Source organism: Mycobacterium szulgai (assembly GCF_002116635.1).
Lineage (GTDB): Bacteria > Actinomycetota > Actinomycetes > Mycobacteriales > Mycobacteriaceae > Mycobacterium > Mycobacterium szulgai.
In genome coordinates this window covers 1-9,299 of record NZ_LQPW01000166.1, presented here as the reverse complement: position 1 = coordinate 9,299, position 9,299 = coordinate 1, and the positions used below count along the sequence as shown (strand labels likewise).

The 9,299-nt window shown below is 67.0% G+C and carries 7 protein-coding genes and 3 pseudogenes; 5 read left to right on the top strand and 5 right to left on the bottom strand.

Going from position 1 to position 9,299, the window contains the following annotated elements:
• Positions 1-1,084, bottom strand: a 1,084-nt coding sequence (locus AWC27_RS25905; RefSeq protein WP_139837216.1) for a PE family protein, incomplete at its 3' end; no start/stop codon positions are given.
• Between AWC27_RS25905 and AWC27_RS33390 the strand changes: the two genes are divergently transcribed.
• Entirely contained in the window at positions 1,034-1,672 is a 639-nt protein-coding gene (locus AWC27_RS33390) for a hypothetical protein (RefSeq protein ID WP_372516793.1), read from the top strand. The two genes, AWC27_RS25905 and AWC27_RS33390, sit on opposite strands and share 51 nt — an antisense overlap.
• Here the strand turns inward: AWC27_RS33390 and AWC27_RS25900 are convergent.
• On the bottom strand, positions 1,594-2,562 hold the full coding sequence (locus AWC27_RS25900; protein WP_085673228.1) for a proline dehydrogenase family protein: 969 nt from the start codon (positions 2,560-2,562) through the stop codon (positions 1,594-1,596). The two genes, AWC27_RS33390 and AWC27_RS25900, sit on opposite strands and share 79 nt — an antisense overlap.
• Positions 2,562-4,193, bottom strand: a complete 1,632-nt coding sequence (gene pruA / locus AWC27_RS25895; protein ID WP_085673232.1) for an L-glutamate gamma-semialdehyde dehydrogenase — start codon at positions 4,191-4,193, stop codon at positions 2,562-2,564. Before pruA ends, AWC27_RS25900 begins: the two co-directional genes overlap by 1 nt.
• An 84-nt stretch (positions 4,194-4,277) precedes the next feature.
• Here pruA and AWC27_RS25890 point away from each other — a divergent pair, with 84 nt between their 5' ends.
• A complete protein-coding gene (locus tag AWC27_RS25890; RefSeq protein WP_139837215.1) occupies positions 4,278-5,858 on the top strand; it encodes a PucR family transcriptional regulator in 1,581 nt (526 codons plus the stop codon).
• Positions 5,859-5,948: 90 nt separating this feature from the next.
• Positions 5,949-6,413: a DUF4190 domain-containing protein gene (locus AWC27_RS25885; RefSeq protein ID WP_169726866.1), complete on the top strand. Its 465-nt coding sequence runs from the start codon at positions 5,949-5,951 to the stop codon at positions 6,411-6,413.
• Positions 6,414-7,235: 822 nt separating this feature from the next.
• Here the strand turns inward: AWC27_RS25885 and AWC27_RS25880 are convergent.
• Positions 7,236-7,433, bottom strand: a pseudogene (locus tag AWC27_RS25880) (FtsK/SpoIIIE domain-containing protein); the annotation flags it as partial.
• A gap of 46 nt (positions 7,434-7,479) precedes the next feature.
• Positions 7,480-7,805 (bottom strand): annotated as a pseudogene (locus tag AWC27_RS25875) (hypothetical protein).
• 59 nt (positions 7,806-7,864) lie between these two features.
• Between AWC27_RS25875 and AWC27_RS25870 the strand changes: the two are divergent.
• Together AWC27_RS25870 and AWC27_RS25865 are read left to right on the top strand one after the other, a co-directional pair.
• Positions 7,865-8,167, top strand: coding sequence for a hypothetical protein (locus AWC27_RS25870; RefSeq protein WP_085673224.1), 303 nt, complete (start codon positions 7,865-7,867; stop codon positions 8,165-8,167).
• Positions 8,168-8,170: 3 nt separating this feature from the next.
• Positions 8,171-9,299: pseudogene (locus AWC27_RS25865) on the top strand (hypothetical protein); the annotation flags it as partial.

Here is a 9,299-nt window from a genome sequence, read left to right as displayed (position 1 = left end):
CGTTATTGCCGTTCGAGCCGCCGGTTCCTGCGTTGCCGCCGTGCCCGCCGACTCCGCCCTGGCCGATGCCTCTGGTCCAGCCGCCGTTACCGCCGGCCCCACCTAACCGCAACCCATCACCGCCCCCGCCACCGGACCCGCCGTCGCCAAGGGCCCCGCCGGTGCCTCCCGACCCTCCCGCTCCGCCAGCATCCGCACCTAGGCCTCCGGTTCCGCCGGCACCACCCTGGCCGATCAAGCCCGACCCGCCACCGCTGCCGCCCGCTCCGCCACTAGCGACCAGTCCTTCTCCGCCGGCTCCGCCAATACCGCCGTTGCCCAGGAGCAGCCCACCCAGACCTCCCGAGCCACCGGCCGCACCACCCCGGCCTGCCCCGCCCGCACCGCCATGGCCTCCCTGTCCGATCAAACCGGCGTCGCCACCAGCTCCCGCAAGCCCACCGGCCACCGCAATGGAGCCGGCGCCGCCATTGCCACCTAGTCCTCCGTTTCCGTAGAGGATGCCGCCGCTGCCGCCATTGCCGCCGGCGGCGCCGCCAGGACCGCCGTTTCCGCCGGGGCCGCCGTTTCCGATCAGGCCCGCGTTGCCGCCGTTGGTTCCCGCCACGCCCGCGCTCGTGCTGTTGTAACCCGCACCACCATTGCCGTAGAGGAATCCACCAGCGCCACCGGCCTGGCCCGGCATCGTTGCGTCGGCGCCGTTCCCGATCAGCGGGCGCCCGAAGATCGCCTGCGTGGGGGCATTGATCGCGCTGAGCAGGTCCTGTTCAAAGACTTGCAACGCATCTTGTAACGGAAAAGTGCTGGCGGCCTCAGCCGCAACATATGCACCCGCGCCGGCGTTCAACGTCTGAAAGAACCATTGCTGGAAGACTTCTGCCTGGGCAGCGGCCGCCTGGTAGGCCCGCGCCTGCCCGGAGAACACCGAGGCTATCGCCGCCGACACATCATCGGCGCCCGCCGCCAGTATCGCGGTCGTAGGGCCAGCGGCAACCGCGTTGACCGCACTCACGGTCGAGCCGATGTTCGCCAGATGCCCCGCCGAAGAGGCCAGGACTTCCGGGGCCACCATCAAACCAGACATCGCTGTCCTCCTAACCGGCAAGCACCCGTCGATAAGCGGAAAAAGTGTAGCCGCCGTCAACCCACATTCCAGCGATCAGAGCAAATTCAAAGAAAATTCAATTTTTTTTCCTTGGACAATCAAGATGGCCGGCTAGAAGTCGAGCACAAACGGAACGAGCTCAGGGTCCACCAACCTCATAGTCCCGAAACGATGGTCGACGTGTTCGGCGCCAACCCGCTACAGGCCCTCCACTCGATATCCGGAGCGCCGGCAGTCGCGCCGGGCAACGACCTGCAGATTTCGATCAATGGCGGTGCTCACCAAAGCGCACCCGGGGCCTACATCGATTCCGGTGATCTGACCGGGACCATCCCGCTTGACCTGGCTCCAGCCGGCTCGAAGGGCGGCGATTACCTGCCGCGGGCACCACGATCGCGCTCTTTACCAGCAGCGGCGATCCGCTGTACTCGTATACGGTCACCGATGCCAACGCACCTCTGGCCGGGGTGGGAACCACGGTCTCCGATTCACCGACCCCGGTGGGCTAGCGCGCGGGCGAAAAATGCCAGGTTCGCCGGACGTTCGGCCAGCCGGCGCATGAAGTAGCCATACCACTGCGTGCCGAACGGAACGTACACCCGCACCTGGCTGCCTGTGCCGGCTAGGCGCCGCTGTTCCTCGTCGCGGATGCCATACAACATCTGGTATTCGAAATCGGTTGTGCCGCGCGTCGATTCGCGAGCTATGTCCGGGGTTGCGGCCAGGATCTGCGGATCATGCGATGCCACCATCGGATAGCCCGAGCCGGTCATCAGCACCCGCAGGCAGCTCAGATACGAGCCGGTGATCTCGACGTCCTCTCGGTAGGCCACCGATGCGGGTTCCTCGTAGGCGCCCTTGCACAGCCGGACCCGCGCTGCAACGGCGGCCAGCTCCTCGCAATCTCCCAACGTGCGCCGCAGGTAGGCCTGTAAAACCGTTCCCAGCCAAGGGAAATCGACCCGCAGGTCACCGGAGATCGACAGTGTCGAATCCGTGGTGGTGTGGTCCTCGGCGTCCACCGTGACCCATGCACCCACCCGCTGGGCCCGTTCGCAGATCGCACGGGCGTTGTCCAGCGCGACCTTCTGGCCGTCGCGATCCAGTGCCTGGCCCAGCGCCGAGAGCTTGAGGGACACTTCGAGCGGGCGCACCCCATCGCGAGCGGTATCGGTGCGCTGACCCAACGCGTCAAGCAGCTCAAGGTATGCCCGGGTAGTCGCCGCGGCGTCGTCGGCGTCGGTCACGTTTTCGCCCAGGTAGTCGATGCTGATGTAGCGGCCCGAATCACGCAGCGCCGCAACGACGTCCATCGCATCGCCCAGTGTTGTTCCAGGCACGAACCTGCGGACCACCCGGCGCGTCACCGGTGACCGCTCGACCAGGCGGCGCAACCCGTCGGCGCGGCCCGCCGCCAGCAGGGCCGGGCGCACGGCGTGGGTGAAGATGCCGGCCATCAGTCGGCCGCCATGTGCGGGTAGGCGTGTTCGGTGGCCGCGACGAACGTCTCCTTGATGGTGCGAGCCGACGTCCAGCGCAACAGATTAAGCGGCGACCCGGCCTTGTCATTGGTGCCCGACCCGCGCGAACCGCCGAAGGGCTGGCGTCCGACCACCGCGCCGGTCGGCTTGTCGTTGACGTAGAAGTTGCCCGCCGCGTACCGAAGCCGGTGCTGCGCCGTCAGCACTGCAGCGCGATCGTCGGCGATGACCGCACCGGTAAGGGCGTACCGCGAACCGGTGTCGATCAGGTCGAGCACTTGCTCGTATTGGTCGTCGGGGTATACGTGCACCGACAGCAGTGGGCCGAAGTATTCGGTCTTGAATGACTCGTCGGCCGGGTCGTCGGACAGCAGCACCGTGGGGCGCACGAAATAGCCGACGCTGTCGTCGTATTCGCCACCAACCGCGATGGTGACGCCGGCGGCGCCTTTGGCACGTTCGATGGCGTCGACGTTCTTGACGAAGGCTCGCTGATCGATCAGCGCGCCACCGTAATTGGTCAGGTCGGTTATGTCGCCGTAGGGCAGTTCGGCCGCGAGGCCCAGGAAGTCGTCGCCCATCCGTTGCCACACCGAATGCGCGATGAATGCTCGCGAGGCCGCCGAGCACTTCTGGCCCTGGTAGTCGAACGCACCGCGGATCAGCGCCGTGCGCAATACATCTGGGCGCGCCGAGGCATGGGCGACTATGAAGTCTTTACCGCCGGTCTCACCGACTAGCCGCGGATAGCACTGGTAGCGGCTGATATTGGTGCCTACCTGTTGCCACAAGCCCTGGAAGGTTGCCGTCGACCCGGTGAAGTGGATACCGGCCAGTCGCGGATCGTCAAGTGCCACTTCCGATACCGCGAACCCGTCTCCGGTGACGAGGTTGATCACCCCGGGCGGCAACCCCGCAGCTTCGAGCAGCTGCATGAGCAGATACGCCGATAGCGTCTGGGTGATCGACGGCTTCCACACCACCGTGTTGCCCATCAGCGCCGGCGCCGTCGGAAGATTGCCGGCGATCGAGGTGAAGTTGAACGGCGTGATCGCGTACACGAAGCCGTCCAGCGGACGGTAGTCGCTGCGGTTCCACTCGCCCGGGCCGCTGATCGGCTGCTGGGCCAGGATTTGCCGGGCGAAGGCGACGTTGAACCGCCAGAAGTCGATCAGTTCACAGGGCGCGTCGATCTCGGCCTGGTACACGGACTTGGATTGGCCGAGCATGGTTGCGGCGGCGATCTTTTCCCGCCATGGGCCGGCGAGCAGGTCGGCGGCACGCAGGAACACCGCGGCGCGCTCGTCGAAAGGAATTGCCGCCCAGTCGCTTTTGGCCGCCGCGGCCGCCGCTATGGCCGCCGTCGCGTCGGCGTGAGTGGCATTGGTCAGGGTGCCCAGCCGGGCAGCGTGCCGGTGTGGCTGGACGACGTCGATGGGGTTGCCGTCGCCCATCCGGTGCCGGCCGCCGATGACGTGCGGGAGATCGATCGGGTGGTCGGCCAGTCCGGCGAGTTCGGTCCGCAACCGGCGGCGTTCGGAGGATTTCGGCGCATAGTCTGCGACCGGCTCGTTTTTCGGCATGGGTACCTGGGTTATCGCGTCCATGGTTGCCAGGATCCCCGGCACGGCAGCGCTATCGCTTGGCCGATCGGACAACATCGTCGCCCTTCGCTAGTAAAATCAGACAACATGCGGGTGACCGGTGTCGGTTTGGGCCAGCTACTGCTTGCCCTGGATGCAACGATGGTCGCCCTGGTGGACGCCCCGCGTGGCATGGACCTGCCGGTCGCGTCGGCTGCGCTGATCGATTCCGACGACGTGCGACTGGGTCTGGCACCAGCCGCCGGTTCCGCCGACGTCTTCTTCCTACTAGGCGTAACCGACAACGAGGCGTTGCGCTGGATCGAGGGACAGGCCCGCAGGCGAGCACCGGTGGCGATCTTCGTCAAGGAACCGTCGGATGCGTTGGTGGGCAAGGCAGTTCGGGCCGGCTCTGCCGTGGTGGCCGTGGAGCCGCGGGCCCGCTGGGAACGCGTCTACCAACTGGTCAATCACGTGTTGGAGCACCACGGCGATCGTGCGACGGATGATTCTGGCACCGATCTATTCGGCCTGGCGCAGTCCCTGGCCGACCGCATCCACGGCATGGTCAGCATCGAAGACGCCCAGTCGCACGTCCTTGCCTATTCGGCGTCCAACGACGAAGCCGACGACCTGCGACGCCTGTCGATCCTGGGCCGCGCCGGACCGCCCGAGCATCTGAAGTGGATCGCCCAATGGGGCATCTTCGACGCGCTGCGGGGCGGCGGTGAGGTGGTACGCGTAGCAGAGCGGCCGGAGCTGGGACTGCGTCCGCGGCTCGCGATTGGTATTCACCAGCCCGCGGCCGGTGCGCGGCGGGCACCGGCGTTCGCTGGGGCCATTTGGGTTCAGCAAGGCGCACAACCGCTGGCCGACGACGCCGAGGAGATGTTGCGGGGCGCCGCCGTGCTGGCCGCCCGGATCATGTCGCGACTGGCGGCCCGGCCGTCCACCCACACGCGGCGGGTGCAGGAACTGCTTGGTCTGGCTGAAGGCGACTCCGGCGATATCGCGGGCATCGCGCGCGACCTCGAGCTCGCCGCCGACGGGAATGCCGCCCTGATCGGCTTCGACTCCGCCGATCGCCGAGCCCGGCTGACCGAGGTATTGGCGTTGAGCGCCAGCGCATTTCGCCGCGATGCGCAGGTTGCGTCCAACGGTTCACGGATCTACGTGCTGCTGCCGCAGACCGCGACGACCCGGTCGGTGCAGTCCTGGGTCCGCGGCACGATCGGTGCGCTGCGAACCGAGCTGGGCGTGGACCTGCGCGCCGCCATCGCCGCACCGATCGCCGGATTGGCCGGAGTCGCCGCGGCACGCAGCGAGGTCGACCGGGTGCTGGACAGCGCTGCACGCCACCCCGTCTCGATCGGACAAGTGACCTCGCTGGCCGAGGCGCGTACCACTGTGTTGCTCGACGAGATCGTCGCGCTCGTCGGCAGCGACGCTCGCCTGGTCGATCCCCGGGTTCGCGACCTGCGCACCCAGGATCCGGTTCTCGCCGAAACGCTGCGGGTCTACCTGGACAGTTTCGGCGACATTGCTGCCGCTGCGCAAACATTGCAGGTGCATCCCAACACCGTCCGCTACCGGGTGCGCCGGGTTGCCAAGATGCTGTCGGTGTCGCTCGCCGATCCCGATGTGCGGCTTGTCTTTTCGCTTGGTTTACGGGTGTTGGACAGGCCTTAGCCGTGACATGGCCCGGCGCGCGGGGTAGAGTGTTTGCGGCTCGGCCCCAGCTAATTCGCAGACGCTGATCGCAATCCCGTGGAGGTGCCCGTGACGGACCAACCCCCCGAATATCCGCCGCCGCCGCCACCAACACCGCCGCCTGGCGGCTATGGCTATCCGCCGCCCGCCCCTGGCTATGGCGGCTATCCCCCACCGGGACCCGGCGGTTACGGCTATCCGCCACCGACACCCGGTTACCTCAGTCCTCAGGTCGGCCGTACCAACACGATGGCGATCGCGGCGCTGGTGTCGTCGCTGGTCGGGTTGCTGTGTTTCGGCTTGGGCCCCGTGCTGGGACTGGTCTTCGGCATCATCGCCCTGAGCCAGATCAAGCAGAGTGGCGAACGTGGCCGCGGCATGGCAATCGCAGGAATCGTGATCAGCGGGTGCGAGATAGCGCTGTTCCTCGTCTTCCTGATCATCGGCGCCATCGTGTCGCCCAACGACAGCGACTCCGACGTCCACCGGCATTACCGGTCCCAGCCGGCGATGGTGGCCATGATCGACCAGTAGCAGATACCGCCTTGAACTCAGCCGGGCTTGATCTGCTTTTCCGGCGTGCCGCCGATGATGTCACTCTTGTCAGTAGACTCGTGTCTTGTGTCGGACCTTAGCGCAAGAGGGTCGCGACGTTGGCCAGGACGGTGGGGTTCGTGATGGTGACGGGGAGGTGTTGGCGTGGCTGGGTTCGGTAAGCCAGGCGGCGAATTCTTCGCAGCTGTAGGGTCTTTCGTCTGCCAATGCGCGGCGGCGGCTGGCGCCTTAACCATCGCTTCTCCAGCCCTGGCAGGTCAGCGCGTCCTGTTGTAGGAGGAGGTGCCCGGGGGCCGTGCGGCGTGGGTCGATGGTGCGCTGCCCGGCCTGATGATCAACGTGCGATCGCCGAGGCTCGTATGGTCTGCACAGTCGAACTTCGAGCACACCAGATCGTCGATACTGGTCGATTCGGAATCTGGATGATGCTTCAGTGCAGTGCTTTTCAAGTGTGTTCCGAGCACATCCAGGTCAGTATCGCTTCGGTCGACATGCGCCGTGCACTAATCCCGGTGTCGGCGAGAAATTTGGTGACGTACTTAGCCAGATATCGCGCTACTTTGCGAACTGATGACTGCGGCGGTGAACCGCATTCTTCCGCAATGTGTTTCGCCGATGGTTGGTGGGTGATGGTTGGTTGTCGACTTGGGTACCGAATCTGACTTCACGCGTGGCTGTGTCCGACGAGGGGTCGTTGACCTTCAAGGCCACGGTTCGTGCCGAGCGCTGGATCCCAGTAGCGAGTTCAGTCGCCGTGATGGGAGCCTGCCACCTTTCAATTCGGCGGTGGGTTCACGTGGCGTGAGCTAACACGCTGAACAGCGGCGCTCCGGCACCGAGTTCCATACCGCCTTTCGGGTCGATCACCCGCAACCGCATTCGTCCGGTCCGCACAGCGGGAGCGATACCCGCGATCAGTGATTACAACACGCTGCCTTTGCCGGCGCCGGTCGCCCCGGCGACGAGGATGTGCTTGCCCAGTAGGGGCATGCGCCACCACAAGCCCCACCAGGTGCGGCCTTCGGTTATCCGACCCCTACGGCTGTCAGATCGACGGCGCCTGTTCACTCGGTCCGCCCCCGCTCGGGGCGATGGCTTCTGCGCGGAAGGCCACACCGCTGCGATCGCGCTGCGCCCACGGGATCGCCACCAACCCCGGCACTGAAACAGGCTGGGTGACAGCCAGTTGCGGATCCCCGGCAACGGTGACGTTCAGCACTTCGCCGCCGGTCTCGTCCAAGGCGAGCAGCTGTGCGGCATACAGCGGCAACCCCGTGCTGGTGTCTACCTTGGAGTTGCCGATGTCGAATTCAGCCGGGGTTCGGCCGCTCGGGTCACGATGAACCCCCCACGCCGATCAATGTGTGATATCGCCCGCTGTCTCGTCCCACACGTTCTCGCCCGGTGAGCATCATCGCTACGATCCCCGCATGGGCGACAATCTTCGCGTCAACCCAGCCCAGTTGCGGGTGACCAGCACCGGCTGGCACATGGAGGCTTTCGATCTCCACGCCGCGCCACCAGCACTGGAACCGTCTGGCGGGTGGCCCACGGTGCTCGCCGCCGCCGGGGTGACCGGCGTGGCCCAGCTCGCCACTGCTGACCTGCACACGAAGATCGCCACCACCGCCGTGATGACCCAGGTCGCGGCGACCGGTTATGAAGCCACCGACTCGGATGTCGCGGCCATGCTGAAAAACGTGGTCACCACGATCACGGGAACAGCCCACTGACGCGTGATCCCCACCCAGTCGGCGTTGCGCGCCTACACCGTGTCGCATCTGACCGAGAATGCCGCGCACTGGCGCGAGCTGGCGGCGCGCCGCCGCTCGGTGGTGGGCACAATCAAAAGTCAGGCCGACTCGCTGGCCTGGCAGGGTCAGGGCGATGAGGCGATGAAAGCCGCGATGGCCCGCCACGCCACTACCGCCGAACAGGAAGCCGAGCTGCTGGATACTGCAGCGGCCACCGCCGAGGACGGGGCCGCCGTGCTGCACCAGCAAAAGCACTCCATCTTCGCCACCGTCGAGCAGGCCAACCAGTCAGGGTTCGCCGTCGCCGAGGGCTGGACGGCCACCGACGCGATGTATGCGCCGGGCTCGATGGGCTGGCACGCCCGGCAGCCCACCGCCCAGGCCATCTCCGCCGATCTGCATGTCCAGGTGACCCGTTTCGCCGGCCAGGAAGTGCAGACCGCCACCGAGGTGGCGCGCTCCGCCGGTGAGCTGGGCGGCGAAGGCGCGGTGCGCGGCCACATCCAGGCGGTCGCCGCCGCCACCACCCACACGCCGAATCCGACGGTGCCGCCATCACCGCCAGCCCCCTCAGCATCGTCGCTGCTCGATGCCTTGACCGGCGCTGGCCCGCTGATGCGGCACATATCACCACAGGCCGCAGCCTCAGCAGCAGCACCAGCGTGGCAAGCCCCACCATCGGCCGGCGCGCTAACGGGCATCGCGCCGCCGGTGCCGCTGCCGACAGGTGCCGGCCCCCTGCCCGCCTTCGGCGGCAGCGTCGGTGGCGGGGCCGCGGCTGGCACCGGCGGTGCCTGGCTGTCCTCGCTGGCTGCCCGGCTGAGTTCGGGGATCGCCGCCATGGCCGCCCCGGTCAGCACGGGGGCGATCTCGACGGCCGCCACCGCGATCAGCGCACCGGCCGCTGCTGCCGCAGCCGCCGCGGCAACCCCGCTAGCACACGTCCAACCCCACCCGCCGCCGCCGACCGCCGAACCCCCAGCGACGCAGTTTGCCGATCCCGGGCAAGTACGGCACGAGCACGCACCCGCAATACCCGCCCTCCACCGTTCCCCCGCAAGCGGAATCCCCGCACGCACGCCAATCCCCGGCCGCGCAGTCACCGCACCCC